Origin of the sequence: Aequorivita echinoideorum (assembly GCF_018476645.1) — a bacterium.
GTDB lineage: Bacteria > Bacteroidota > Bacteroidia > Flavobacteriales > Flavobacteriaceae > Aequorivita > Aequorivita echinoideorum.
In genome coordinates this window covers 359,052-385,508 of record NZ_JAHCTB010000003.1, presented here as the reverse complement: position 1 = coordinate 385,508, position 26,457 = coordinate 359,052, and the positions used below count along the sequence as shown (strand labels likewise).

At 40.3% G+C, this 26,457-nt stretch carries 27 protein-coding genes; 6 read left to right on the top strand and 21 right to left on the bottom strand.

Annotated features, from left to right (window positions below; genetic code table 11):
- Nucleotides 1-2: 2 nt before the first annotated feature.
- From KIV10_RS08655 to KIV10_RS08630, 6 genes are all read right to left on the bottom strand, one after another.
- Complete coding sequence (locus KIV10_RS08655; RefSeq protein WP_407650175.1) at nucleotides 3-698, bottom strand: DUF1853 family protein; 696 nt, start codon at nucleotides 696-698, stop codon at nucleotides 3-5.
- Nucleotides 699-807: 109 nt separating this feature from the next.
- Nucleotides 808-1,263: a DUF1801 domain-containing protein gene (locus KIV10_RS08650; RefSeq protein ID WP_214113110.1), complete on the bottom strand. Its 456-nt coding sequence runs from the start codon at nucleotides 1,261-1,263 to the stop codon at nucleotides 808-810.
- Between the two features lie 74 nt (nucleotides 1,264-1,337).
- On the bottom strand, nucleotides 1,338-2,813 hold the full coding sequence (locus tag KIV10_RS08645; RefSeq protein WP_214113109.1) for an SLC13 family permease: 1,476 nt from the start codon (nucleotides 2,811-2,813) through the stop codon (nucleotides 1,338-1,340).
- A gap of 150 nt (nucleotides 2,814-2,963) precedes the next feature.
- Nucleotides 2,964-3,314 (bottom strand): DUF2200 domain-containing protein, encoded by a 351-nt coding sequence (locus KIV10_RS08640; RefSeq protein ID WP_214113108.1) that lies wholly within the window; start codon nucleotides 3,312-3,314, stop codon nucleotides 2,964-2,966.
- 11 nt (nucleotides 3,315-3,325) lie between these two features.
- Nucleotides 3,326-3,694 carry a hypothetical protein gene (locus KIV10_RS08635; RefSeq protein ID WP_214113107.1) on the bottom strand — a complete coding sequence of 123 codons (369 nt, stop codon included), beginning with the start codon at nucleotides 3,692-3,694 and terminating at the stop codon, nucleotides 3,326-3,328.
- A 75-nt stretch (nucleotides 3,695-3,769) separates the two neighbouring features.
- Nucleotides 3,770-5,788 carry a M13 family metallopeptidase gene (locus KIV10_RS08630; RefSeq protein ID WP_214113106.1) on the bottom strand — a complete coding sequence of 673 codons (2,019 nt, stop codon included), beginning with the start codon at nucleotides 5,786-5,788 and terminating at the stop codon, nucleotides 3,770-3,772.
- Nucleotides 5,789-6,076: 288 nt separating this feature from the next.
- On the opposite strand from KIV10_RS08630, the gene KIV10_RS08625 reads away from it, so the two are divergent.
- The gene (locus KIV10_RS08625; RefSeq protein WP_214113105.1) at nucleotides 6,077-6,466 is read left to right on the top strand and encodes an HU family DNA-binding protein; all 390 of its coding nucleotides are present in this window, start codon (nucleotides 6,077-6,079) and stop codon (nucleotides 6,464-6,466) included.
- Nucleotides 6,467-6,631: 165 nt separating this feature from the next.
- Here KIV10_RS08625 and KIV10_RS08620 read toward each other — a convergent pair whose 3' ends face one another.
- The 9 genes from KIV10_RS08620 to KIV10_RS08580 all read right to left on the bottom strand — a co-directional run bounded on the left by KIV10_RS08620 (nucleotide 6,632) and on the right by KIV10_RS08580 (nucleotide 15,266).
- Complete coding sequence (locus tag KIV10_RS08620; protein ID WP_214113104.1) at nucleotides 6,632-7,588, bottom strand: hypothetical protein; 957 nt, start codon at nucleotides 7,586-7,588, stop codon at nucleotides 6,632-6,634.
- A gap of 212 nt (nucleotides 7,589-7,800) precedes the next feature.
- Nucleotides 7,801-8,451 carry an Abi family protein gene (locus KIV10_RS08615; protein WP_214113103.1) on the bottom strand — a complete coding sequence of 217 codons (651 nt, stop codon included), beginning with the start codon at nucleotides 8,449-8,451 and terminating at the stop codon, nucleotides 7,801-7,803.
- Nucleotides 8,452-8,683: 232 nt separating this feature from the next.
- A complete protein-coding gene (locus tag KIV10_RS08610) occupies nucleotides 8,684-10,519 on the bottom strand; it encodes an ABC transporter ATP-binding protein (RefSeq protein WP_214113102.1) in 1,836 nt (611 codons plus the stop codon).
- 123 nt (nucleotides 10,520-10,642) lie between these two features.
- A complete protein-coding gene (locus tag KIV10_RS08605; RefSeq protein WP_214113101.1) occupies nucleotides 10,643-11,413 on the bottom strand; it encodes a DUF3050 domain-containing protein in 771 nt (256 codons plus the stop codon).
- Nucleotides 11,414-11,428: 15 nt separating this feature from the next.
- On the bottom strand, nucleotides 11,429-12,655 hold the full coding sequence (locus KIV10_RS08600) for a M48 family metallopeptidase (protein ID WP_214113100.1): 1,227 nt from the start codon (nucleotides 12,653-12,655) through the stop codon (nucleotides 11,429-11,431).
- A 95-nt stretch (nucleotides 12,656-12,750) separates the two neighbouring features.
- Nucleotides 12,751-13,095 (bottom strand): four helix bundle protein, encoded by a 345-nt coding sequence (locus KIV10_RS08595; protein ID WP_214113099.1) that lies wholly within the window; start codon nucleotides 13,093-13,095, stop codon nucleotides 12,751-12,753.
- A 27-nt stretch (nucleotides 13,096-13,122) separates the two neighbouring features.
- A complete protein-coding gene (locus tag KIV10_RS08590) occupies nucleotides 13,123-13,929 on the bottom strand; it encodes a TrmH family RNA methyltransferase (protein ID WP_214113098.1) in 807 nt (268 codons plus the stop codon).
- 196 nt (nucleotides 13,930-14,125) lie between these two features.
- A complete protein-coding gene (locus KIV10_RS08585; RefSeq protein WP_214113097.1) occupies nucleotides 14,126-14,614 on the bottom strand; it encodes a hypothetical protein in 489 nt (162 codons plus the stop codon).
- The gene (locus KIV10_RS08580; RefSeq protein ID WP_214113096.1) at nucleotides 14,583-15,266 is read right to left on the bottom strand and encodes a carboxypeptidase-like regulatory domain-containing protein; all 684 of its coding nucleotides are present in this window, start codon (nucleotides 15,264-15,266) and stop codon (nucleotides 14,583-14,585) included. The genes KIV10_RS08585 and KIV10_RS08580 overlap by 32 nt, the downstream gene beginning before the upstream one ends.
- Before the next feature lie 119 nt (nucleotides 15,267-15,385).
- On the opposite strand from KIV10_RS08580, the gene KIV10_RS08575 reads away from it, so the two are divergent.
- Nucleotides 15,386-16,933, top strand: coding sequence for a T9SS type A sorting domain-containing protein (locus KIV10_RS08575; RefSeq protein ID WP_214113095.1), 1,548 nt, complete (start codon nucleotides 15,386-15,388; stop codon nucleotides 16,931-16,933).
- A 115-nt stretch (nucleotides 16,934-17,048) separates the two neighbouring features.
- Complete coding sequence (locus KIV10_RS08570) at nucleotides 17,049-17,900, top strand: DUF6503 family protein (protein ID WP_214113094.1); 852 nt, start codon at nucleotides 17,049-17,051, stop codon at nucleotides 17,898-17,900.
- A 74-nt stretch (nucleotides 17,901-17,974) separates the two neighbouring features.
- Here the strand turns inward: KIV10_RS08570 and KIV10_RS08565 are convergent, their stop codons facing one another.
- The gene (locus KIV10_RS08565) at nucleotides 17,975-19,042 is read right to left on the bottom strand and encodes a DUF3810 domain-containing protein (RefSeq protein WP_214113093.1); all 1,068 of its coding nucleotides are present in this window, start codon (nucleotides 19,040-19,042) and stop codon (nucleotides 17,975-17,977) included.
- Between the two features lie 192 nt (nucleotides 19,043-19,234).
- Here KIV10_RS08565 and KIV10_RS08560 point away from each other — a divergent pair, with 192 nt between their 5' ends.
- The gene (locus tag KIV10_RS08560; protein WP_214113092.1) at nucleotides 19,235-20,686 is read left to right on the top strand and encodes an aminoacyl-histidine dipeptidase; all 1,452 of its coding nucleotides are present in this window, start codon (nucleotides 19,235-19,237) and stop codon (nucleotides 20,684-20,686) included.
- Nucleotides 20,687-20,759: 73 nt separating this feature from the next.
- Here KIV10_RS08560 and KIV10_RS08555 read toward each other — a convergent pair whose 3' ends face one another.
- The 3 genes from KIV10_RS08555 to KIV10_RS08545 are packed head-to-tail and all read right to left on the bottom strand — an operon-like array spanning nucleotide 20,760 to nucleotide 23,440.
- A complete protein-coding gene (locus tag KIV10_RS08555) occupies nucleotides 20,760-21,866 on the bottom strand; it encodes a peptidylprolyl isomerase (RefSeq protein WP_214113091.1) in 1,107 nt (368 codons plus the stop codon).
- Nucleotides 21,867-21,873: 7 nt separating this feature from the next.
- Nucleotides 21,874-22,428 (bottom strand): gliding motility-associated peptidyl-prolyl isomerase GldI, encoded by a 555-nt coding sequence (gldI, locus tag KIV10_RS08550; RefSeq protein ID WP_214113090.1) that lies wholly within the window; start codon nucleotides 22,426-22,428, stop codon nucleotides 21,874-21,876.
- On the bottom strand, nucleotides 22,421-23,440 hold the full coding sequence (locus KIV10_RS08545; RefSeq protein ID WP_214113089.1) for a DHH family phosphoesterase: 1,020 nt from the start codon (nucleotides 23,438-23,440) through the stop codon (nucleotides 22,421-22,423). Before KIV10_RS08545 ends, gldI begins: the two co-directional genes overlap by 8 nt.
- Nucleotides 23,441-23,602: 162 nt before the next feature.
- On the opposite strand from KIV10_RS08545, the gene KIV10_RS08540 reads away from it, so the two are divergent.
- A complete protein-coding gene (locus KIV10_RS08540) occupies nucleotides 23,603-24,022 on the top strand; it encodes a nucleoside-diphosphate kinase (protein WP_214113088.1) in 420 nt (139 codons plus the stop codon).
- A gap of 58 nt (nucleotides 24,023-24,080) precedes the next feature.
- Here the strand turns inward: KIV10_RS08540 and KIV10_RS08535 are convergent, their stop codons facing one another.
- Nucleotides 24,081-24,377 carry a DUF721 domain-containing protein gene (locus tag KIV10_RS08535; protein WP_214113087.1) on the bottom strand — a complete coding sequence of 99 codons (297 nt, stop codon included), beginning with the start codon at nucleotides 24,375-24,377 and terminating at the stop codon, nucleotides 24,081-24,083.
- Nucleotides 24,378-24,386: 9 nt separating this feature from the next.
- Entirely contained in the window at nucleotides 24,387-24,521 is a 135-nt protein-coding gene (locus KIV10_RS13995) for a hypothetical protein (protein WP_262898420.1), read from the bottom strand.
- A 58-nt stretch (nucleotides 24,522-24,579) separates the two neighbouring features.
- On the opposite strand from KIV10_RS13995, the gene KIV10_RS08530 reads away from it, so the two are divergent.
- Complete coding sequence (locus KIV10_RS08530; RefSeq protein WP_214113086.1) at nucleotides 24,580-26,436, top strand: vWA domain-containing protein; 1,857 nt, start codon at nucleotides 24,580-24,582, stop codon at nucleotides 26,434-26,436.
- Nucleotides 26,437-26,457: the final 21 nt, after the last annotated feature.

Sequence of the window (26,457 nt, the reverse complement as noted above, 5' to 3'; positions counted from 1 at the left end):
ATTTACCACCAAACTACAAAAAACCGTTCTACATTATTTTGTGTTTTTTCATAGACCAACGGTGATTTTTTTATTCTGATTTGTTCTTCAACTTGCTTTCCTATTTCTGAAAAGGATTGCCAGTTGTGGATGGAATTTTCTGGCAATAGCCATTCTTTCTTAGAGGGTAGATAATATTTCGCCTGCTTTTCCTCGGAAAATTCTTCCCATTTTAAATAATGGCCAACGATGCAATTTCTATAGTTCTTCGGAAAAGATTTTTGGTTTGAATCCTTCGGGATAAAGAGAAATGCTTTTAAACAGAGCTGTTGCTTGGAAGGAATTTCAATTTCCATTTCGTTTAAAGTTTTCGTTGTTTCTGAAGCGTAAAGCAATGGAAATTGTTTCGATTTTAATTTTTCCAACTTTTCAAAAAGGGTGTCTTTTTGGTTTGGGCCAATCCATTTTTGTTCTTCAATTTTTGATCTGTTTTCATCGTATAAATAGAATTTACAAGCTAATTCTATATGGATGTTTTCTTTCGTAATAAGGTTTTTTACAATATAATCCAGCTCACCCAAAGTTTCGGTCTCACCTTGAATTTGAAGGTTTGATGCTAACACTTCAAAATATGGGGATTGCTGTAAATATGCTTTAAAACAGGCTTCAGCTTGTATTCCAAGAACTGAATAAGAGGGAAATTTAAAATCTTCCCCAATAATTTTTTCATCACGAAACAGAAAACTTTCAAAAGAATAATTGGCATTGTTTATCCTGAAATCAGGAATGTCTTTGAAATGTTGAAGTAAATGCTCCGTAGCGATATTCTTATCGTTTTATCTTGTTTTCATATTGCTCAATCCATTGATCTACCGATATTTTTGAGCATAACTGGCCCAACAATTCATAGGGAATGGATTCCATTTTTTTGAAGCGGATGCAACTTTTGCCCATATCTAGTTTTCCCTTAGCAATTTTTGCATATTCTTCCTTGAACCAATTCATTAGATTTTCATCGGCATAAATCCCCATATGGTAAAAAGCGACATAGTTTTTTTGCGAAGCAATTGCCATAAAGGGCAGCGGATCTTTTGGGTTGCAGTGGTAGCCGCTGGGGTATTTGCTGTGCAGTACCACGTAACCCAACATTCCATATTGCATTGTTTCCTCAAAACCTTTGGGTAAATTCTTTAAAATAGTTTGCCGTAATTGTTGCATTGCCGCTTTTCGCTCTTCCGGAAGCTCCTGCATATACTGGTCTGGGGTTGTGGCTTTGGATTGCATGTTTTTTTAGTTCAAAGTTGAAAGTTCAAAGTTTCAAGTTAAAAAAGTTAATTTTCCTCATTCCTCATTCCTCACTATTCGCTTAAAATAAATTCTGCGGAAAGTTCCGTTGGGTTGAAATTCCATAGAAATGGCAATAAGAAATAAACGGCGAGCGCAAGCAAAAATATGGAAAGTATGTTCATTGCCAAACCGCTTTTCACCATATCTGAAATCCGTAAGTTGCCCGAACCGAACACCACTGCATTGGGCGGCGTTGCAACGGGGAGCATAAAGGCGCAGGAAGCGGCCACTGTCGTGGCAACCATAAGCACATAGGGATTTACGCCCATACCTATGGCAATGGGCGCCAAGATGGGAAGCAACATCGCAGTAGTCGCTGTGTTTGATGTAACTTCCGTTAGAAAGTTTACTGCTGCAATTACTAATAAAATCAATAGGAACAGCGGCAATCCTTTAAGTAAGGTTACTTGCTGGCCGAGCCAAGCCGCCAGTCCGGAAGTCTCAAAACTTGCGGCCAAAGCCATTCCACCCCCAAAAAGAAGAATGATTCCCCACGGCAATTTCACGGCTTCTTCCCAGTTGATTATTTTTTCCTGCCCTTTTTTCGCTGGAAGCGTGAACAATAAAATTCCAGCAGCTATAGCTATGATGGTATCGTCAATTCCTGGAATAAATGGCTGAAGCATAAATTCCCTGCCTATCCAGCAAATGGCGGTAAGCGTAAAAACGGTCAGTACGGTTTTTTCTTCGCTTTTCATTGGTCCTAATTCTCTGATGAGTCTTTCAATTTCCTCTTTGCCACCCGGAAATTTTTTCTGTTTAAAGCTGAAGGCAATCCGCGTTAAGTAATACCAGCAGATAATGAGAAGCACCAAAGCAATGGGAAAACCAAATTTCATCCATTTCCAAAAACTGATTTCAATGTTATAGACTTCTTCCACATAGCCCACCAATATAAGGTTGGGTGGGGTGCCAATCAATGTTGCTATCCCGCCAATGGATGCCGAATAGGCAATGCCCAACATCAATGCCTTCCCGAAAAGTAAATTTTCATTTTCATCGGTTGCTGGGTTGTCCGTAAGTTGCGCCACAATGCTCATCCCAATAGGCAACATCATTACGGCTGTGGCTGTGTTTGAAATCCACATAGAAAGAAATGAGGTAGCCACCATAAAACCTAAAATAATCTTTGAAACATTGGTGCCGATGTTTCTTATAATGAACAAAGCTATCCGTTTGTGGAGATTCCATTTTTCAATGGCGATGGCTATCAAAAAACCTCCTAGATATAGAAATATATATTTGTGCCCGTATGCTGCTGTGGTAGTAGAAAGATCCAGCGCGCCCGTAAGCGGAAAAAGAACAATGGGCAAAAGCGAAGTCACGGCAATGGGCACTGCCTCGCTAACCCACCAAATGGCTATCCACAAGGTTGCACAAAGAACGCTGTAAGCCGCAGTGGACATTCCCTCCGGCGCCTCCAGAAATTGCAATACGATAAAAAGAAGAGGGCCTAGGAGGAGGGGGATAGTTTTGGTTGGTTTCAATTTGTTGTTGGTTGTTGGTTTTTGGTTTTTGGTTGTTGACTGCTAGCTGTTAGCCTTTGGCTTTTGGCCGTTTTTGGCTGTTTTTGATTATCAGTTAAGATATTTATTTTTGCTAATTGCTAATTGCTAATTGCTAATTGCTAATTGCTATTACTCCCTCAAGATTTTTTCCATCTTTTTGCCTTTGGCGAGTTCGTCTACCAATTTATCGAGATAGCGTATTTTTTTCATTAAGGGTTCTTCGATTTCCTCTACGCGGTAGCCGCAGATTACGCCCGTGATTTTTGAAACGTTGGGATTGAGTTGAGGCGCTTCGTCAAAAAAGTTTTTAAAGGTTACTTTATTATCTATTTGTTTTTGGAGTGCTTTTTCATCATAGCCCGTAAGCCAATGGATCACAGTGTGCAATTCTTCCTTTGTGCGTCCCTTTTTTTCTACTTTGGTGACGTAATGCGGATATACGCCCGCGAAAATCATCTTGTAGATTCTATCGTTTTTCATATTACAAAAATTTATTCCACTTTATTGAATGGCAATTCGCTTATGCCTGTTACAATCAATTGCCCTTCAGAATTTATTGTAAAAGGCGAAGTTTCTGAACCTCCGGCGGTGTACGTCAACGTCAAAATATTTCCTTCTGTATTCCAAATATATTCCCGTAGTCCCGAAATAGCGGTGCCGTCCGGATTCTTTATATATTCCGTACTGTAGCCTTTGTTTTCTGCATTGAAAAACAGCGTGTACCCATAATTTTCAGAAGCATCGCTTCGCAACCATTCGCCTCTTAAATTGGTTGTGGCTGTTTCGGTATTGTTTTCGTCATTTTTACACGAGAGTAGCGTAGTTACTGCGAAGAAGAGAAGTATGATTGTTTTTTGCATCTGTAACGGTTTCAAATAAAAGGCAAATGTATTTTTTTCTATTAATAAAATTTCGGCATTTTCCGTTTTATGGAATCACCAAATGGTGATTCTTTCCTCTGCTGGCAGATACATTTTATCGCCTGGCTGAACATCAAAAGCATTGTAAAACGGCGTGGTGTTCATCAGCGGGCCATTAACACGCCAAACTGGTGGTGAATGCGAATTGCTATTGAGCCATAGCCGTAAAAATTCATCTTTCATCTTTACTTTCCAAATTCTGGCGATGGATAGGAAAAAGCGCTGGTCTGGTGTAAAGTTGCCCACCTTTGTGGTGTCCTGCCCCTGCTTGGTCATTTTAAAAGCATCGTACGCCACGGCAATCCCGGCGATGTCTGCCGTATTTTCACCCACCGTCATGGCACCATTAATGTGAAGACTGTCCAAAACGGTAAAGGTGCCGTACTGATCTATCACCTGCTGGATTCTTTCCTTAAATTTTGCATAATCATCCTTCGTCCACCAGTTTTTTACGTTGCCATCCTTGTCATATTGCGCGCCTTGATCATCAAACGTGTGGGTAATCTCATGGCCTATCACCATCCCAATGCCGCCATAATTGAGGGCATCATCTGCGTTATTATCAAAATAAGGGGATTGCAGAATGCCGGCCGGGAATACAATTTCATTGGCGGCGGGATTGTTGTACGCCGTTACGGTTGGGGGCGTGGTGTACCATTCTGACCTGTCCACTGGCTTGCCGAGTTTCGCCATTTCCCGTTTATAGTTGGCGGCTGCTGCAGATTGTATATTTTCAAAATAGGTATCCCTTCCTATGGTTACTTGGCTATAATCCTTCCACACATCTGGGTAGCCTATTTTTTTCGTCATGGCAAAAAGCTTTTCCTTCGCCTTCGTTTTTGTGCTGTCGCTCATCCACTCCAGCTTATCGATTCGGTTTGCGTATGCTTTTTGGATGTTGTTCACCAAATCGAGCATTCGTTTTTTGGCATCTTCAGTGAAATATTTACTTACGTATAATTGCCCCAAGGCTTCGCCCAAATAACTATCTACCGCGCTTGCCATCTTTTCGCCCCGCGATTTTTGAACTTCTTGACCGGAAATCACTTTGGTAAATTCAAACGAAGCATCCACAAACGGTTGGCTCAGGTTATCAGCGTAGCTGGTGAGGGCGTTCGCCTTTAAATAGGTTTTCCAATCTGCAATGGAAACGGACTTCAAAAGGGAATTCAATTTTTCATAATAGGGAGGCTGGCCAATGTCTATGGAGTCCACCTTGGCGCCCAAGGCTTCCAGAAAAGCATTCCAGTGGATGTTGGGCTGGGTTTTTTCAAGATCGTTTACCGCCATCATATTGTAATTGGCAATAACATCGCGTCTTTCGGTGCGGGTTCTGTGGGCAGCGGCGATTTCCTTTTCAATTTCATACACGCGGTTTGCATCTTTTTTTGAAGCTTCGGCATTGCTGCCCGTAAGCTGAAACAAATTCGCCACATACTGCTTATAAGCCTCCTGTATGGCAACGGTTTCCGCATCGGTATTAAAATAATAATCCCTGTCCGGCAGGCCCAACCCGGTTTGGTAGGCGTGGGCAATGGTCATCGTACTGTTTTTGTCATCTGCGCCAATGGCAAACCCCATCAACGTGCCGTGGTCCACCTTCAGTTGGTCTGCAACGTAATCCATCAGCGAAGGTATATCGGTAATGTTCTCAATATTCTGAAGGGTGGGTTTTAGTGGCTCATAGCCGCGCTCGTTAATGGTGACGGTGTCCATCCCGGCGGCATAGAAATCTCCCACCAACTGCTGTAGGCTGCCGGGGGTGTGGGTTTCTTTGGAAAGACTGTCCAAAATGCCCTGCAACCTAAGGCGCTGCGGATAATTCATAAACATATACGCGCCCACGCCGGCCTGTGAGGCGGGGATGGTGATGGAATCGTACCACTTTCCGTTTGCGTAGCGGAAGAAATCATCGCCCGGATTAAGGGCGGTATTTACCCCGGTAATCTCCATGTATTTTTTTTCTGAAGTGTTTTCCTCTTTGCACGAAGCCAATAGGAGCAGGGCAAGGGTGATGATGAGTGCGTGTTTCATGGTGTGGCTGATTTTGTTTAAAAGTACGGAAATTATAGCATGCACATAAAGCCGAAAGATAAATTGTTCTTTTAGGAACACTTTCCTATATTTATGATAATTAAACAACGCAGTGGGTCAACTTCTCTCCCCTAACAGACCTTCGGCATTTTATAGCATTACAGCATTACCACTTTTACCAGCTGATTATCATGAAACAGTACTAGGCTTGCTGTGGGATTATGGTCTGTAACGCTGACATTTTTGGACATCTTTAATTATTTATATTAACCTTTAAATTTAATTAGTATGCCTATCAAGTACAAATTAGTTCAAAAAGTGGAGCCCGGTGTTGCAGGGGGCGGAAACAGAAAATGGTATGCCAGCATTGTAAATGATGGTGAAGTGACAATTGACGACCTAGTGTCTGAAATTGAAAAGTTCAGCGCGCTTAGTGAGCCTGATATTAAGGGAGTGATTATAGCGCTGGAAAACGTAATCCAAAAAGCACTTGCAGATAGTAAGGTAGTGCGTTTGGAAAAGTTAGGTTCGCTCTATCCATCCATCAGCAGTAAGGGGTCAGACAATGAAAATGCTTTTTCTGCCAACACCATGATAGAAAAGGTGAGCGTACGCTACCGTGCCGGCAAGCGCATTCTGGATGCTATGAAAAACGCAGGTTTTAAGAAGAATTCCTAAACATAGCCTTCTTTTTTAAAAAACACAGTTATGTTTTACCCAAAACACAACTGTGTTTTACTCCAAACCAAGCTTTGTTTTGTATGAAACCAAGCTTGGTTTTTTATTGATTATGAGTTGGGGGGGTAATTTGCACGAGCTGGACGCTCGCGCTAGCGGGGGGAATTATTCAGGACCAAAGTCAGAATTACTATTCTCGAAAATTTTTCGATATTTCCATATAATTAAGCCTAGAGGAGTAAATTCTTCGTGCTCGCCTCGTTTAAATATAATACCTCTTTCTACCATATCCGTAATTAATTCCCCTCCGATAGATCCACCATATTCTAAAAAATTACCCAAACCTAAAAATCCATTCCATTTTCCATAATTTTTTAATTCTTTTACTTTGTTTATTATTTCTGGGGGAAATTTTACTGTTGAGTTATAATAACTAGTGTTTTCACTTCCAAAAAAGAGATTTCTATATTTTTTTGATCTTCTCAATTCAAAGGCGTATTGACTTTCAAGTTGACTTAATTTATTTGTCAATACCTCAATATTTCTATCTTTATCTTCATTCAATTTTTGAGATTGACCCCATCTCTCTTTATTTAAATCTAACTCTCCAATTGTGTGACTGAGTTTATCACTTTGTTCCAAAAGTTGCTGATCTTTTAATTTAATTTGTTCTGTCTGTTCATCAATTGTTTTAGAAAAATTTCTAACATTTTGACGTTGTTCTTCATATTGATCAAAATATTCTTCACGTTCTTTTACCACATCATCATATTCTTTTTTACGAACAACATTTTTATTTATAATTTTTCCAGTAATTAGAGGCATCAGGTAAAATTCAATCCAAAGAACTATACTTCTAGTCCCCACCACAATTAGATATCCAGCAAACATGAAAATTATTGCTTGCGCGATATTCCATACAAATGACCAAAAGGTTATGTTGTTCAATACATAGTTTTCAATGAAAATTATTTTATCATTAAGAGTAAACCCTTCATCAAAATTGAACAAAGCATACCATAGTTCCCAATAATCTATCAGCAAAACAATAATGAGTGTTCCGAAAAATGGATTTGTTAACTTATCTTTTATGTTGCTGAAAAATGAATTAATTACTTCCATAGATTTATTTTCAATACTTACTATAACAAATATTTTTATTTTAATCTACTGATACCCCGCTAGCGCGAGCGTCTCGCTCGTGCTCTTCCGTTACAAATTACTCTAAAATTTCCTTTTAAAATCAATTCAAAATTCTGCATTCAAAATTCATAATTACTGATACCCCGCTGCCTGCAACCTAAACAACTCGGCATACAGTTTTGGGTGAGGTTTTAAATATTTAATTGCTTAGCTTGATTAATAATCTGCGGAACTCGGTCAATTTCTTTAGCAACCTTTGGCAAATCTTCATTCAACCAGCCCATTACTTTCAAAATTCTTTCGTGTGTTTCAGCTAATTTATCTAAATTCCACGAAATAGGTTCGTGATGGAAAACCCTATTTCTGAAATCGCGAATTTTGTTTATTGGGGCAGAAACATTGTTACGTTGTCTTTCACTTTTTTCCAAATACGGAAAAGCTTTCCGTAAGGGTTTCCACAATATAAGTTCATACTCAGCATTAAACAGTCTTACCCAAAAACCCATTGTTAGTTCAGCGATAACCTTATTAGCAGTTATTGTTTCGCTTCTATTGGCAATGTGCTTTTGAGCGTTTTGAATACTGCCATTCAAATTTTTTAATCCTGGAACAGAACCAATTTTTAAATACCAATCAACAGTTCCAAAATATTCGGTTAATTCTCTATTCAAACTATTTCTGAAAGCCACTTCATATAATGAAAGAACGGCATAAAATGCTTCAGAAAGTTCAATATTTGTTTTATAATGGATGATAGCTTTTGCTTCATCTTTTGGATAACGTTTGAAGTATTTATCCATTCGTTGTGTGGAAAAAACTTTTTCGTAGAAATGTCTGTCCATTTTTATGTATATTTGTACCCTGCTGTCCCGGTAATTCCTCTCCCAGATATTAGATGCTGGTGATGAATCCGGGTTTTTTTTATGTCTTCAATTTACAATATATTTTAATAATTTTCTTCAAGAGGAGGTCTCGACTGCGCTCGACCAGCCATTGTAATTGCTCAACCGGACAATGATTGAAAAGTTTTAGAATAATTTTAATAATTCAAAATTCGCCATTCAAAATTCATAATTATTGATACCCCGCCGCCTGCAACCTAAACAGCTCGGCATACAGTTTTCCATTCTCCATTAACTCTTGGTGGGTGCCCAGCTCCAGCACTTGGCCGTGTTGCAGTACCAAAATACGGTCTGCCATACGCACGGTGCTAAAGCGGTGGCTAATAATAATGCTGGTCTTGCCTTTGGTAAGGGCGATAAAGCGTTCAAAAACATCGTACTCCGCCTGCGCATCCAGCGCGCTGGTGGGTTCGTCCAGCACCATAACATCCGCATCCTTCATATAAGCGCGCGCCAATGCCACTTTTTGCCACTGACCACCGCTAAGTTCGGTGCCTTTGTAAAACCTGCGGCCCAGGCGTTGCTCGAGGCCGTGCGCCATCTCGCCCACCACCTGTTCGGCAAGGCTTCTGCTCGCGGCGTAGTTTATTATTTCGTCGTTCTGCACTTGGTCTATATTGCCCACGGCTATGTTTTCGCGCAGTGTGAATTCATACTTAAAAAAGTCCTGAAAGATGACGCCAAACCGTTTTCGGTATTCGTCCACATCAAACCGGTTTATGTTGATGCCGTCCAAAAGGATCTCGCCCTGCGTGGGTTCGTAAAAGCGGAGAAAGAGTTTGATGAGCGTGGTCTTGCCCGCGCTGTTCTGCCCCACAAACGCCATTTTTTCGCCTGCCTTTAGGGTAAAGGTTACGCCTTTTAGGACTTCGGTTTCGCTTCCGGCGTAGGCGAAGTGCAGATTATTCACTTGAAAACCTTGCGTGATGGTTTCGGGGATGGGGGTCTTGGTTTCAGCAGTCTGCTCAACCGTTAAATCAATAAAATCGAAGTAATCCTGAAGGTACAGCGCACTTTCTGAAATGCGGGTAAAGCGCGAAAAGAAACCCTGCAAGTTGTTGCGCAACCGGTTGAAGGAACCCGAAAGGAAGGTAAGCTCCCCAATGGTGATGGCGCCCGCCAGCACACGCAGGATAATGTAAACGTACGCGCCGTAATAGCTGAGCACGCCCAAAATGTTGAACAGCGACCCGTACAGGCTCTGCTTGAGCGACAGTTTTTTGTTGATGAGGTAATAGTCGGTTGAAAGGTTTTTGAAGCGTTCGGCGATAAAATCGGTTAACCCGAAGAGTTTGATTTCCTTGGCGGTCTGGTTGTTGGCCCCAATGAAGCGGAGGTAATCCAGTTCGCGGCGTTCGGCGGTCCAACTGCGTGCCACGGAATAGCGCGTACTGCTGAATTTGGCCTCATTGATAAATGAGGGGATGATGCTAAGGACGAGGATCAATATAAGGATGGGTTCAAAATAGACCAAGCCCGCAATGAGCGATACCATGGAAATAAGGCTTTCGGCTTGGCCCAAGGCGTTGCTCATCAAGTCCACGCGGCTGTTGGTTTGCGTACGTGCGCGCTCCAGTTTATCGTAAAACTCGGGGTCTTCCAGTTGCGCGATGGTAAGCTCAGCAGTCTTTCGGATTATTTTTTCGGAAGAGGCATTGCTGTAGAGGTCGCCCAGGAGTCCGTCAGTCAGGTTTATCAATCTTCCGAGTAAATCGGAAAGCACTGCCACACAGAACTCGATAAGCACGAGGTTCCATAGTTGGGTGAAGTCTTTATCTTCGAGGGAAACCTGCTGGATAATTTCATCAATGATCATTTTCCCCACCCACAGGATCACCACGGGGGTAAAGGCATTGAGCAACCTGCTGAAGGTATTTACAAAAAACAACTTGGGGCTGGCGCGGTAGATTTCCCTAAAAAACCGTGGAATGGTGCGTAACGCCTTGAAGGAATCACGGACGCTTGTTTTTTCTTTATCGGTTATGGATTTTGGGACTTGTCTAGGCAATTTTTTCTAATTATGTTGAATTTTGAATTTTAAATGTTGAATGGTATGTTAGAAATATTAGTTTTGGCTATTGGCTATTGGCTATTGGCTATTGGCTATTGGCTATTGGCTATTGGCTATTGGCTATTGGCTAATCGCTATTCTATCCGCGATGCAGTCCCATAAGGCGATTCTGTGCTGCAGCGCTTGTCTGGCGATTTCTAGGGCTTCGTTCCATTTTTTATCGTCGTTTCCGCAGAGTTCGGTTATCATTTGCACGGAAAGCGGTCCGTGCTCATCGCCATCCAATTCAATGTGGCGGTCTAGGTAATATTTCAGTTTGTTGTATTGCTGGTTTTTTGCGTCGGCACTTTTTAGGATTTCGATAAACATATCAGGTATCAAATCTTCCCTGCCAAAGGTAAATGCGCTGGCAATGGTGTGCGTTTTCCCGGAAGCAATGGTTTCAAACGTAAAGTTTACAAAATCCTTTGTGCGTTGTGGGAGTTGGGTTGCTTGTAGCGTTTCAGCCACGCTTTTTCCCTCTTTTACTTTTGAAATGAATTGGTTTGCGGGGGCGGTATCGGCGCCAACTTGCTGCATAGCTTCAATATACATTTCGTAATGGCTGCGGGGTTCGCCCACTTCATTTACATCACTTTCCTCGCCGTGGACTATTTCATTGATAAACCGCGCCAAGGTTGCATTGTTTGCCGGAACCCAGGGAAGGGTAACCGTGGTAAGGTCGCGTTGCAGCGCCTTCAAAAGCGACATAAAATCCCAAACGGCATACACGTGCTGCTCCATAAATGTACGAATATCAGCCAGTGATGAAAGATTGCTGTAAAGGCGGTGGTTTTTGAGTTGGTTACGAAGCGGAAGCAATTCTGCTTCAATTTTTTCAATTTGATTCATGGGGGATTTATTTTTTTATTTCTTCTTTAAATTGTTGAAACGCTGTAAAAGCGTGGGATGCGAATAGTGCGCAAATACGTACAGCGGATGCGGGGTAAGGTTGCTAAGACTATTCTTTGAAAGCTTTTTGAGTCCGTTAATGAGCGGTTGCCCGGCAAAGGTTGTTTTGGCGTAATCGTCTGCTTGGTATTCAAATTTTCGGCTTAAATAATTCATGAGCAAGCCTGTAATTCCAGAAATGGGACTGAAAAGCACGCCGAAGGCAATCAAGCCAATATGGAACGAGGGTTCAGAAACATTCAAGGCCTCGGAAAGTAAGGGATTGCCAATAAACAGCGAAAGCAGCCAAAGCGTGAATCCGGTGGTGATTATGGAAGCAAATAGATTGAAGATGATGTGGTTTTTTTTATAGTGACCCACTTCGTGCGCAAGCACTGCCACAATTTCATCTTCATTTAAATCCTTTATCAGCGTATCGTACAGCGTTACGCGCTTTTCACTTCCAAAGCCAGAAAAATAGGCGTTTGCCTTTGTACTGCGCTTGCTGCCGTCAATCACAAAAATCTTTTCGAGGGTAAAACCTACTTTGAGCGCATACTTTTCAATTTCGGAACGTAGTGGGCCATTTTCCAACGGAGTCTGTTTGTTGAAAAGCGGCACGATCAATTTCGCATAAAATAGATTCATAAATATGGTAAAAACGGTTATGAGCAACCAAGCGTAAAGCCAGAAATTCTTGCCCGTAGTTTGATAAAACCAGATGATGGCACTTAGGATAATTCCGCCGAGAATGGCGCCCATAAGCCAACCTTTCAGTTTATCGAGAAAGAAGGTTTTGCGGGTTGTTTTGTTGAAACCGTATTTTTCCTCAATTACAAAAGTGCTGTAATAACCGAAGGGCGTGCTGAGAATATCACTGGCAATCAATATAATTCCGAAGAAAACCAATGCGATAACAATTTCATTTTCTGAAATGGAACGTGCCAAGGTATCCACATACGCGAAGCCATCCAGAAAGAAAAATAGGAGCGTGGCCACAAAGGATATGGTGGCGGTAAGGGTTGCAAACCTATAGCGTTCCATTTTATACCGTTGGGATTTTTTGTATTCGGTTTCATCAAAAACATCCTGCAATTCGGCCGGCAACGGATCATCAAAATGCCGCGCGTTCAGATAATCCAAAAGTTGGTCAATGATAAAACTTACGGAGAGGATGACTATTAGTATGTTGAAAATTGTCATTTAATGAATAATGAATAATGAATAATGAATAATGAATAATGAATAATGAATAATGAATAATGAATAATGAATAATGAATAATTTATTTAAAAACTTTACTCTTTTGATGAATCTATTATTTTGAAAAGAATTTTTAAAATACTAGTAAGTTCGGTATTTAAGACTTCAAACTCTTCGACTGCAATATATTCCGTGTCTTTTAAAAGTCGTAACCAATAGTGGGTTTCTCTCGCTTCTTTATACGCGATCGACATTTTTGCCCTAAAATCTTTTTTTGAAATTCCTCCAATGGCCTCTTCAACATTTGCACCAATGGAAGTGCCCGATCTCAAAATTTGTTTTGAAAGAACATATTCTTTTTTTTCAACCAATGACTTTGTGAGTTTTACAATTTTTATAGCAAACTGATATGATTTTGTAGCAATAATATTCTCTTTCATAAATCACTAATTATTCATCATTAATTATTAATTAAAACCCCGCTGCCTTTTCGCCTCAAATATAAGTATTCCCGCAGCTACCGAAACGTTCATACTGTCTATTTCACCACTCATAGGGATGATGATGTTCTGGGTGCTGTTTTGCAGCCATTCTTCGGAAAGTCCCGTGGCTTCGGTACCCATTACAATGGCACTATTTTCTGTAAAGTCTATGGTGTGGTATGGCAGCGAGGCTTGCAGGGCGGCGCAGTAGATGTTGATATTGTGATTCTTTAAAAATGAAATAATTTCAGAAGTGCTTCCCGTTGCAATTGTATTCGTAAATACACAACCCACGCTGCTACGGATAATGTTTGGGTTGCACATATCGGTTTTTGGGTTGGCAACGATTACGGCGTCTACCTTTGCGGCATCCGCCGTGCGAAGGATTGCACCGATGTTCCCAGGTTTTTCGGGCGCTTCGGCGATTAAGATTAAAATATCTTTCTGCTGAAGTTGCAGGTTATCAACAGTTAAATCTTTTGCATTTGCTATCGCCAAAACGCCTTCGGTTGAACCGCGATAGGCTATTTTTTGATATATTTCTGAAGTTATTTCTATAAATTCGGTGGCTTCTGAAATGGATTGCTTCAGTTGAACAACATCTTTTTCAGAAATTATTTCGGCACAATAAAGAATGGTTTTTAAAATATAACCGCCTTTGTTCGCAAGAAGAATTTCACGTAGACCTTCAATTACAAATAAGCCGGATTTACGGCGTTCCCGTGATTTTTCCTGTAATAAAGCAACTTGTTTAATGAGTGGATTCTGTAAACTGGAAATGGTTTTTTGCATGGCGCAAAGATACGCTATGGAACGTTATAACCCCGCCCCAAATGGACGCGAACTCCAAAACTGAGGGCAAAATAATTAACGCCGCCAAAGGTATCTTCCAATTCATCAGGTACATTGATAGCCATAAAATCACGGCGCAATTCTGGGGAAACAAATACCGCAAGCGAATTGATAAATTGATAGCTAACCTCTGGGCTCAGCCAAAGGGCAGTACCGGTATCAGAGAATTTTTCGGTATCTTTTTTATTTGAGTAATCGGAATAGCCAAAACCAATCCCTGCGGAAAAAACCAATCATTCCATTGTTTTTCATAGCCAGCGATAACCCCAACTACTGTGTTGGCAGTGCTGTTGAAATCGCCAACCTCGAGCGGTTTTTCCACAGAGCCGTTAAAAAAGCTCACATAAGGACCAACAAATATATTGGGGAGCGTATTTACCTTGAAAGTAAACCGAATACCACCGTTTACCTCTATGCCGTTGTTTACGTAATTGTCACCAAAAGCAATAGGAAGATAAGCCCCCATTGAGATTGTTCCAATTCTGTGTGGTTCGTTCTCAATTTCTTCTTCAGAATTATCTTGAATTGGTAAGGTATTGTTTTCTGTTTGGGAGAATGATGAAGTAGCCAGAAATAAGAAAAGAAAGAGAAAGCTAGTATTGAAGTGTAAGTGAATTTTCTTCATTGTCTATAAATATTTCAGTGGTTTGGATTGGGCCGCCGTTGGCCGAATATTCTAAGATTACAAAGCTGCCTAGGACCGGTCTTATTTCAAAGAATTGATTAGCACTTTGAGCAGTAACCGTTTCTTCAAAAGTTGCTGATTGGTTGCAATTAATTGAAGTATTTTCCATTAAAGGCAAACGACAGTCAATTGGAGTATAAACAGCTGTGAATTGTATGGTGCTATTTTCATCAACGGCATCAAGAATTATATCCAGTTTTGCCTTTCTTGAAAGCGTAAATGTGCCGAGATTGTATGATAAACGGTCGGTACGCTCTTCAGAAAGAAGTGAAATTGTACTGTATTCAGGATTGTTTGAAACCCCGAAAAATGGATCATCACCTACATTGATAAGAATGTCGAGCGGATCAAATTTTTCATCCAGTGAAACAAAATAGAAGTCGCCGTTTGCATCGGTTTTACTTTGTCCCAACTTATCGCCGTTGCCGCTGGTAACCACGGTAATATTGGGGATAGGAACACCTGTGGAATCTGTAATTTTTCCCTGAACCAATAAACGTCGGTTACTTTTTATATCCACATCATCGCCAAAGCAGCCCGAAAATAAAAGTGTGACCGCAATTAGGAATGAAACTGAAATGATTTTTTTCATAATAATTCAATTTGGAAAAACAATGATAGAGAAATCGAACGCAATTCGCAACATTTGAGTAAAGGTTAATAAAATCTTAATTATAAAAAAATAGTATCTTGCACCCAAACTTTTTGATTATGAAGAAATTATTACTTTTTATTGGTGTCTTATTTGTGAGTATCGCTGCGGTGGCACAGGTTGTCGCAAATCAACCTTCAGTTTACGAAATTTGTGATGATCTTCCCTATGACGGGTACGCAATTTTCGATTTAACTACTAAAAATCCAGAGATTATTGGGTCTCAAAATCCAAATAATTTACAAGTTAGTTTTCATCAAAGCCAAACTGATGCACAGGCGGGAACACCAACAATCACAAATCCCCAAGCATATGTAAATTTCACTAATCCACAGGTAATATATGCAAGGCTTCAAGATTTAATATCTGGAGATTTTGATATTACAAATTTCCAAATACGGGTAAATCCTACACCAACTCCCAACCAACCAACCCCACTTGAAGTGTGTGATGATGACAACGATGGTTTTTCAATATTTGATTTAACTGAAAAAGATACGGAAATAAATAATGGAGATCCAGCGGTGGGTATAACGTATCACGAAACTCTTATGGATGCAGAAAATGGGACTTTCGCTATTCCAAGCCCTTACCAAAATATAATTGCGTTCGCACAGACCATTTATGCTCGCCTTGATAATGTAACTGGTTGTTATGCTATAGTTGAATTGGATTTGATAGTAATTGAACAACCAACCATCAATCAACCCCCCAATTTATTTATTAATGAAGGCGATGGCGACGGTTTTGCGATTTTTGATCTTACGGTAAATGAACAGGCAATCTTGGGGAACTTAAACCCCGCGGATTATTCTGTTTCGTATTACCAATCTCAAGCAGATGCTCAAAATCCTACATTGGCCATTATGGATCCTACTGCTTATTTGAATATCACGAACCCACAGACTATTTACGTCCGCGTTGAAAATTTTACGACTGGGTGCTTTACAATTACCTCTTTTGAAATTGCAACCGACGAGGCCAATCCTTTAACCGATAGTGACGATGATGGAATTGCCAATGGCGATGAAGATCTTAATAACAATGGAAACTTTAATGATGATGATACAGACGGCGACGGCATCCCGAACTATTTAGACGGTGATGACGACGGCGATTATGTAGTAACCATTGACGAAATTACGGGCATTGGCGCTGGTCTACGTTCTTCGGCGTATATTTTTATTGATACCGATATCGATGGGATTGAAAATTATCTGGATAACGATGATGATGGTGATGGCACGCTAACAATAAATGAAGACTACAATAATAGCGGCAGCCCGCTGGATGATGATACAAACAATAACGGAATTCCAGACTTTTTGGACAGTGCTGTTTTTCTTTCGGTAGTTTCAAATGAATTGTCAGGTTTAAAACTTTACCCAAACCCAACTTCCGGAATTGTTACCTTTCAATCTTCAAAATTAGTTTCAGAAACTTCAGTTGAAATCTATAATGTGCAGGGAAGATTGGTTTTTTCAGAAAAAATAATCCCTGCCAGCGGTAGGGTTGATGTAAATATTTCTTCTTTGGAAAATAGCATGTATTTTGTGAAAATTTCTTCGGAAGAAAATTCAGTGGTTAAAAAATTAGTGAAGGAATAGTTTTCGAAAACCATTGAAATCTGGATTTTAAAAAGAATCCAATCATAAAGGTTTCTAAAAGGCTTCCCCGTTTTGGGGAAGCTTTCTTATTTTTAGGAATCAAAAAACAACCGCTATGAAAAAATTGATTCTTTTACTTTCTATAATTGTCTCCCTCACAGCTTGCCGCGACGATAAAAAAAATCCCCCAGATACCGAAATGGACACCCCGAGAACCGAGGGTCTTGAAAACGATACCATCGATGCTACTGAAGCTCTCGAGCGCAGCAGTGCAAATGAGGCCAAAAGTTATCCGGTAGAACTCCAGAGTATTTTTACTGCCCACGGCGGTCTTTCCAACTGGAAAAAAATGAACAATCTTTGTTTTGAAATGAAGGGGAAAAATGGGGATGAGGTGCACACCGTTTCTTTGCCGGACAGAAAATCCAAAATTGAAGCAAAGGATTGGTCCATTGGTTATGATGGGAAAGATGTCTGGCTGTTAAAACACGATCTTGCGTATGAGGGAAACCCTCGGTTTTACCATAATTTGATGTTTTATTTCTATGCAATGCCGTTCGTTCTGGCAGATCCGGGAACCAATTATCAAGCCGTTGAACCCGCAGAGCTAGATGGGAAAATGTACAATGGTTATAAAGTGAGCTACAACGATGGTGTAGGCGACTCATCAAAAGATGAATACATACTTTATTTTGATCCAGAAACCGAGCGAATGACTTGGCTGGCGTACACCGTAACCTTTATGGACCAAAAAAAGAGTGACGATTGGCACTGGATAAAATACGACAAATGGCAAGATGTGAATGGATTGCAACTTCCGAAGAAAATAACGTGGTGGAACGTAGAAAATGGCAAGCCGCACGATGAAAAAATGGATATAAAATTTGACAAAATTACTGCTACCGAAACAAAACTTGATCCGTCAGTTTTCAAAAAACCTGCTGAAGCGGAATATGTAAAAGCATAAAGTATTACTCCCCACTTGATTGATGAATAGCGTGATGCAAAAATGGCATTCACGCTTTTCTTTTTTCCGGAAGTTTACAATGTTTTATCGCCAAAATAGTTCACGACCAAAGCAACCATATAATCATAGCTTAAAATTCCGCGGGATTGATTATTTGCCTTCAGAAAAATATCCCAAAAATTCTTTGAAAACGTTTCAAAGGGATTTTCGTAGGCATCCCAAAAATCGCGCATTTCCTTATAACTTTCTAAAATCCCGGGATTTATGGTTTTCAGTAATTCGTGATATGTGGGTTCATCCGCACGCGCCACTTCATTAATAAGATACCGCAATGTAAAAATATAACCAGCGTATTGAATGTATGCGTCATCATTATTTATAGTAGCAAGCGTAGCAATAAAATTAGCCTCATTTTCTGCGGCATAGCCTATTTGGTGCGCCTCCTCGTGACAGCTTACCACTGGGAATTTATAGGTTTTTATTAAATTATTCACTTGCGCCTCACCCGTAAATGGATTTATGTATCCGCTATACCCCATATAGGTTAGGCCTAAACTCCACCCGCTATTTTTTATGCTCTTGGGTGCGTAAGCCAACTGCGGAAATTCTTTTTCAAGATTATTATATCCATTTAGGGATTTCTCGAACATTTCGGGTTGGGAGTACGGCAAATCAATTTTAACGCTGTCTGCATAACCCAATTCTCGGTGCATTTCATTACTTTTTGAAATGAATTTTTTGGTTGTTTCCAAAAGTTGCTCGTAGGTGTATTCACTTTGAATTTGTAAAGATTGGTGAAGCGGAAGCCTATAATAATTGAAGCCCCAGAATAAATGGAACACAAAATATACTACTGAAATTGAAGCGATAATATCCAAAAAAAACCGAATGGGCTCAAATCGCAATCGGCGAAAATTTCTATAAATCCACCGAAGCGCTAAAATTGTAATGAGTATATAGAAAACATCGCCCACCGAAAATGGAATCCACCCGAACAGATAACGCGAAATTTTTGATAAAACGGGATAAAAACCGAGACTGTAATATTTCTCGACAAAAGATGGAAATTTTTTCAGTATTTGCAATCCCTGAATTTGCAATGGGAGCAGGATGGTAAGCACTACCGCGGTTTTTCTTTGCATGAACCAAACTTACAAAGGAATTCTTTTTCCACATAATTTTTATAGCGCTTACAAAATGGTAATTTTGTGGAAATATGTGAGAACACGCAAGTTTTTTATTTTAAAATAGAAGTGTGTAGTGATTATTTCTCTTTTGAAATTCAATAAAAACTTTTGCTAATTCGCAGTAAAATAAAATCAAATAAAATTTTTATGAACCAAGAAATAAGAAACTTAGAACCTAAAGCTCTTTGGAACAAATTTGCCGATTTGAACGCGGTGCCCCGACCCTCAAAAAAGGAGCAGCGCGTAATTGCTTTTATGAAGGAATTTGGTAAAAACCTGAATCTGGAAACTATTGAGGATGAGGTGGGCAATGTGATTATCAGAAAACCTGCAACCAAAGGACTGGAGGATCGAAAAATGGTAGTATTGCAGAGCCATCTGGATATGGTGCATCAAAAAAATAATGATACCGATTTCGATTTTGATAAACAAGGTATCGAGATGTACGTGGACGGCGATTGGGTACGCGCAAAGGGAACTACGTTGGGAGCCGATAATGGGCTTGGCGTTGCCACAATTATGGCGATTTTGGAAAGCAAGGAAATTGAACACCCAGCGATTGAGGCACTTTTCACTATTGATGAGGAAACGGGAATGACGGGCGCTAAAGGCTTAAAAGGTGGTTTGCTGAAAGGTGATATCCTTCTGAATTTGGATACGGAGGAAGATGATGAAATTGGTGTAGGTTGCGCCGGAGGTGTTGATGTTACAGCTACGGGAAATTACAAGGAAGAAGATGTGCCAAAAAACACTGTGGCCTTCACCGTAAAAGTGAAAGGCTTGCAAGGCGGCCACAGCGGAATGGACATCATCAAAGGCTTGGGCAATGCCAATAAATTAATGAACCGTTTGCTCTTCGCTACAAAGGACTTTATAAAGCTGTCCGAATTAAACGGCGGAAGTCTTCGAAATGCAATCCCGAGGGAAAGTGTAGCCGAGGTTGCCGTTACTTCAGAAAAGGAGTTTATTTCTGAATTTGAAAAGGTGAAGTCGCAAATTATTTCTGAATATAAATCATTGGAGCCGCAGCTTTCTATTTCAGCGGAAAAAAGCAATTCTGAAATACAAAAAGTTATTTCAGAAAGCGATCAAAATAAATTTTTGAACGCAATTTATGCCGCCCACAATGGTGTTTATAGAATGAGTCCTGATATTTCAGACTTGGTGGAAACTTCAAATAATATTGCTAAAATCACACTTAAAGATGGCAATTTAAAAATTGAATGTTTAACGCGCTCTTCGGTTGAATCTTCAAAGGAGGATTTGGCTAATTCGTTGACTTCTGTATTTGAACTGGCAGGCTATAAAGTAGCTCAGGCCGGTCACTATCCCGGCTGGGCACCCAATATGGATAGCCCAATTTTGAAAGTTCTTGACAATTTATATGAAAAACTTAATGGTGAAAAGGCGAACGTAGCTGCTTGCCATGCTGGGCTTGAATGTGGTATTCTGGGCCAAAATTATCCAGATATGGATATGATTTCCTTTGGGCCAACAATAAAAGGTGCTCACTCCCCGGATGAGCGCGCGAGCATTTCATCGGCACAAAAATATTGGGAATTTGTGTTGGAAATTCTAAAGAATGTTCCGAAGAAGTAAATTCATCAAAAATGAATGCCATAAAAAAAAGGAACCAAGGTTTGGTTCCTTTTTTTAATGGGTAAAATCGGGATTATTGCGCTAAGCCAACGAGTTCCAATTCAAAAATAAGTTCGGAATCTGGAGGAATTACCCCAGGAATTCCACGTTTTCCATAAGCCAAATGAGATGGAATGAAAACGGTAGTTTTATCTCCAATTTTCATATTCAGCAACGCCTCGCGGAAACCGGGGATCAAGCCTGCATTTTGGCTATAATCCGCAGGAACCGGAGCGTACTGGCCCGCAGCTTTGCGTATTTCATCTACGGTTTCAAATTTTTCAGCATTTGAAAGAATATTGGAATCGAAAAGATGTCCATCCGCTAGAAAGCCGGCGTAATTCATTAAAACCTTAGAACCTTCGGCGGGTTTCTCGCCAGTTCCTTTTTGATTGTAATACATTTTCACGCCAGAGGGTAATGAATCTGCTTGGCTTCTTAAAGCATTCAATTCTGATGCTTTCTGAGCCGCTACTTTATTGATGCGCTCTTCCTTTTCCTTTTTCTCTTGCTCCAGTTTACCCATTTCCTCAGTGAAATAAGGAACTTTTACATTGCCTTTCTTTATAATATTGATTTTTTCAATGGTAACGGGAGAAACTGGTTTATCACCTGGCTTTGAAGTTTCCACGCTTCCTATGGAATCCACAACTTCCTGTCCTTTAACTATTTCGCCGAAAACGGTGTGGCGTCCGTCCAGCCACGGTGTTTCTTTCAAAGTAATGAAGAATTGGCTTCCGTTGGTTCCGGGACCCGAATTTGCCATTGCCAAAAGTCCTTTTCGGTTAAAACGAATCGTGTCTGTAATTTCATCGGGAAATGTATAACCTGGACTTCCTGTCCCGTCACCCACAGGATCGCCTCCTTGAATCATAAAATCCTTTATGACGCGATGGAAAGTAAGATTGTCGTAAAAGCGTTTGCCCTTGTAGGTTGAGTCCACCATACCATTGGTCCCTTCGGCAAGTGCCACAAAGTTTGAAACAGTGAGGGGAGCGCTTTCATTTTTCAGCTTTGCCAAAAAAGTTCCTTTGTTAGTAACAAATTCAGCATAGACGCCATCCTTCAAATCTGGATATTTGTCTTGGCAGGATGCAAAGGAAAGTGTAAGTAATAAAAATGCTAATGTTAGTTTTTTCATTTTGAAATTAATTTTCGTTTGATTGTTCTAAAGAATGTAGTGTTATTGTACTCTGTATTGGCACGTTTGTACCAAGCTTTTCTTCGATGCCATAATAGCCGAACGCTTTATAGGAAGGAAAAAAGAAGGTTATGGTCTCGCCTTCCTTCATCAATTTTATACCGTCCCGCACACCGGAAATAAGTTCTTGATTGCTTTCATCTACGCGGTATTGCTGTAGGCCGTTTTCTTCTTTTGAAAGAATTGTACTACCATCAAGATTTTTAATATCGTAAGTGAATTCAACAATATCGCCAATATCGGGCATTTCAGTTGAAGTTGTATCTTTTACATTGTAGTAGTACCAAAATCCACTTTCTGAAGCAATGTAATCCTTGAGCGAATCTTTTTCAATCAATTCTTCAATGTACATTTTTTCCTGATCGTAAATTTCTTTGTTGCGCACCACGGACTCATTTATGAAACTTCCCGAACGGGTTTGCACGGGACGTCGCGCTTCCGGGCTTTTGCAGGCAGCAAAAAACGCTATTGCGATGCTTGTATATATCAGTTTTTTAAGCATTTGAGAGCTCTTGTTTATAGCGGGGCAAGATACTAATAAATTCGGTTACCGTATTGCTAAGGGATTGTGAACTTTTACCGCCTGCCGCGTTTATGTGTCCGCCACCGTTGTAATGCGAGCGGGAAAAATCGTTTACTGAAAATCTGCCCTTACTTCGGAAAGAAATTTTGACAATATTTTCCTGTTTGTTCTCAATAAATATTACCGCAAAAACAATTCCTTTAATCATAAGCGCATAATTTACGAATCCCTCTGTATCGCCCTTTTTGAAATTATGCTCATCCAGTTCTTTCTGCGTTAATGTTATGTATGCGGTATTGTATTCCTCAAGAATGGTAAGGTTATTCAACGCCAAGCCCAACAATTTCATGCGGTCTGGTGTAAACGTGTCATAAATATTTTGATAAATAACCGCATTATCTGCCCCTTTCTCCATCAACGCTGCAATTACGCGATGGGTAGTGGGCAAGGTAGCGGGAAAACGGAAGGAGCCCGTATCTGTCAATATGCCGGAGTATAGATTGGTGGCAATGGGTTCCGTGATTTTTTCGGCTTCGCCCAAGGCATTTATAAAATGGTAAACCATTTCTGCCGTTGAACTTACACTTACATCGCTGTAGGTAGCTACCGCATAAGTTGCAGGTTGCTGGTGGTGGTCTATCATCACAAAATCCGCTTCGCTATTTTCTAAAAGTGGTTGCAGATCGCCAACCCTATCGAGGCTGTTAAAATCCAAAGTAAAAATTAGATTCGCATCCGTTATTGACTGCTTCGCTTTTTCTAGATCTTTTTCAAAAACTAAAATTTCATCGACGCCCGGCATCCATTTTAAGAAATCCGGAAAATCATTCGGCATAATTACTTGGCAATCGTGGCCCATTTTCTTTAGAAAAAAACATAGTCCCAATGAAGACCCAATGGCATCACCATCTGGATTTTTATGGGCTACAATCACGATTTTCCGTGGGTTTTCCAATAATTTTTTTACGGCCTGTGTAGTTTCTTTATTCATCGCTGCGAAGATACGACAATGGATTTTATACTCCAATGCAGAAGAAATGCTGTTGGTACCAAAGACTAGATTTAAATGAAATTTTCTTAAAACTGTAATTGTATACTGATTCCTTGCAATTGAATATATTAATAGTATTTTTGCCGAAATTTTAAAAACACAATGAGAACAGACAGAACATTTACTATGTTGAAGCCAGATGCGGTTGAAAAAGGCCACATTGGAGCAATTCTTGAAAAAATAAACGCATCCGGTTTCAGAATCGTAGCGATGAAACTTACGCATATGACCACCGCAGATGCACAGAAATTTTATGAAGTGCACAGCGAGCGTCCATTTTATGGGGAATTGGTAGAGTACATGACGCGCGGGCCTATTGTTGCCGCTATTCTTGAAAAGGAAAATGCCGTGGAGGATTTCCGTACATTGATAGGTGCCACCAATCCTGCGGACGCTGCTGAGGGAACTATCCGTAAATTGTACGCTGCTTCTATTGGTGAAAATGCGGTTCACGGAAGCGATAGCGATGAGAATGCTGCCATTGAGGGCGCTTTCCATTTTGCCGGTCGCGAAATGTTTTAATGCATTTTTAAAATAAAGTATATAGGAATGAAAGCGCGCAAGAAATTGTGCGCTTTTTTTATCGTAAAACCAGTTTTTTGATCAAGTCTTTACCCATTTCCTCGTTGAGCATTTTTATTATTTTCTCACGACCGTAGCTTAATTCCTCACGCAATACGGAAGATGAAAGTTGAACATACAGCGTGTCGCCATCCAGCTTAACATCTGTTGTATAATTTGAAATTGCCGTTCCCATCATTTCATTCCATGCTTCCCTTGCGCTTACTTTGTTCAATCCTTTTTCGAGCCGGTTGCTTTGGATAAAATCTTTTAAAACATCGCCAAGGCTTATATTTTCAGCATTTCTCTTTGCCATCTTTTTCTTTTATTGAATGGGGAAGGTATTCATTTTTTGAGAAGTTGAAAATTTTCGCAGATTTTTTTTCAAAATAAAATAATACAGCGCACCAAAACGGTTGTCGCTTCGCTCAATCAAAGTGCCCGTTCCCTCATTTTCCATTTTTTCTGAACTATTGCAAATGTAGTTTTACCTCAAGTTAAACATAAAACCACAGATTATGAGAACATTATTCACATTTTTAGCAATCGCGTTATTTGGTTTGCAAATGGGCGCACAAACAGTAAAAATTTCCGGAAACGTAACTGACGATACAGGTTTGCCATTACCAGGCACGAGCGTAATTGTAAAAGGAACTTCCACCGGAACCCAAACCGATTTTGACGGGAATTATGAAATCCAAGCACAAATTGGTCAAAAATTGGTTTTTTCCTACGTGGGTTTTGAAACGGAAGAGGTAAAAATAAAATCTGATAAGCCCATAAATATTCAATTGTCACCTGGTTCTGCCCTCGAAGAAGTTGTAGTCACGGGATATTCTCAAAACAATGATGCTATTAGAAGGGCAATGGGTTATGGTGTAGTAAGAAATAACAATTATTCTTCCCCAAGGCCAGAGCGTAAACATAAAGAACGGATTAAATATGCTACCAATGTCTCTGTTTCAAATTATTTACCCGAAAACGAAAGCTATGGCCGTATAGAAGAAAATATTTTTAAAAGAGTAGAAACAGCACCACTTTCCACATTTTCAATTGATGTTGATAAAGCTGGCTACAGTAACATTCGCCGGATGCTGAACAACGGACAGGAAATACCGCAGGATGCTGTAAAAATTGAGGAGATGGTTAATTATTTTTCCTACAATTACCCACAGCCTAAAGGTAATGATCCCTTTTCCATCACTGCGGATGTTGTAAACTCCCCGTGGAACAGCGATTCAAAATTAGTGCGGATTGGGTTGAAAGGAAAGGATATTTCTCTTAACAACGTCCCTGCGTCAAATCTGGTTTTTTTGTTGGATGTTTCGGGTTCCATGAATGAGCCAAATAAATTGCCACTGTTAAAAGCTGCGCTACAAGTCTTGGTGGATAAGCTTCGCGAGACGGATAAGGTTTCAATTGTTGTCTATGCCGGTGCCGCGGGACTGGTGCTTGCGCCAACTTCCGGAGCGGAGAAAGACAAAATTCGCGAAGCCATTGAAAACTTGAGCGCCGGTGGCTCAACCGCTGGAGGGGCTGGCATTGAATTGGCATATAAAATTGCGGAGGAAAATTTCAGTAAAAAGGGAAACAATCGCGTAATCTTGGCTACCGATGGGGATTTCAACGTAGGCGCCTCCAGCGACCGTTCTATGGAAAATTTGATCGAGGAGAAACGTAAAAGTGGCGTTTTCTTGACCTGTCTCGGTTTTGGAATGGGAAATTACAAAGACAGTAAGCTGGAAATTTTAGCCGATAAAGGCAACGGAAACCACGCTTATATTGATACAATGCAAGAAGCACAAAAGGTTTTGGGAACCGAATTTTTCGGCACACTTTACACCATTGCCAAGGATGTGAAAATTCAAGTGGAATTTAATCCTGCAAAAGTTCAGGCATATCGATTGATTGGGTATGAAAATCGTCTGCTGAATGATGAGGATTTTAAAGATGACACCAAAGATGCCGGAGAATTGGGCAGCGGGCACACAGTTACCGCTCTGTACGAAATTATTCCCGTGGGCGTAAAAAGTAAATATATTAAGGCAGTGGAAGGCTTAAAATATACACAGCAAACCACTGGGAATTTTAAGGATGAAATGCTCACCGTGAAATTTCGGTACAAAGAGCCCGATGGCGACGTGAGCAAACTGATCGTGAAAACCGTGAAGGATGAAAACAGTTCTATCGAAAATGCAAACGAGGATTTGAAATTTTCAGCCGCCGTTGCGCTGTTCGGGATGCAACTTCGCAATTCTGAATTTATAAATACGAAAAAAAGGCAAGATGTAATTTCCTTGGCCGAAGCTGGAAAAGGAACCGATGCAGATGGTTATAGGGCAGAATTTATCAGGCTGGTAAAAAGCAGCGAATAAATTTAACAGAAAAATGTAGTG